The sequence below is a fragment of the Actinomyces sp. HMSC075C01 genome, from assembly GCF_001812965.1.
GTDB classification, from domain to species: Bacteria; Actinomycetota; Actinomycetes; order Actinomycetales; family Actinomycetaceae; genus Actinomyces; species Actinomyces acetigenes.
Map to the genome: position 1 here is coordinate 1 of NZ_KV810922.1, position 765 is coordinate 765.

Below are 765 nucleotides of genomic sequence, written 5' to 3' on the forward strand. Positions count from 1 at the left end.
CCCCGCTTCGGGTCCAGAACGCGCCACTACAATCGCCCTCTTCGGACTCGCTCTCGCTACGACTACCCCACACGGGTTAACCTCGCGACACGCCACTGACTCGCAGGCTCATTCTTCAAAAGGCACGCCACCACCCCCACACACCAAAAGCACGTGGAGGCTCTGACGGCTTGCAAGCGCCCGGTTTCAGGTACTATTTCACTCCCCTCCCGGGGTACTTTTCACCATTCCCTCACGGTACTATCCACTATCGGTCATCAGGAGGTATTCAGGCAACCAAGTGGTCTTGGCAGATTCACACAGGATTCCACGAGCCCCGTGCTACTCGGGCAAACCATCCCAGACACGCACCAACCAGTTCCGCCTACGGGGGTATCACCCACTACGCCACGCCTTCCCAGACGATTCAGCTACAGATCAGCACACGCGCCCCCTCTCCGGCAGAAGAGAAACAGGACAGCCCCACAACCCCGCACACGCAACCCCTGCCGAGTATCACACGCACACGGTTTAACCATCATCCGCTTTCGCTCGCCACTACTCACGGAATATCTACTCCTACGGGTACTAAGATGTTTCACTTCCCCGCGTCACCCCCCACACCCTATACAATTCAGATGCAGGTGACACGACATAACTCGTGCCGGGTCCCCCCATTCGGAAACCCTCGGATCACAGCCCGCCAGCCGGCTCCCCGAGGAATATCGCAGGCCACCACGTCCTTCATCGGCCCCTGATGCCAAGGCATCCACCGAACGCTCAAAA

The 765-nt window shown here is 58.8% G+C and carries 1 rRNA gene; it reads right to left on the bottom strand.

The annotated features are described in order from the left end of the window. A 23S ribosomal RNA gene (locus HMPREF2883_RS00325) occupies positions 1-765 on the bottom strand; the annotation flags it as partial.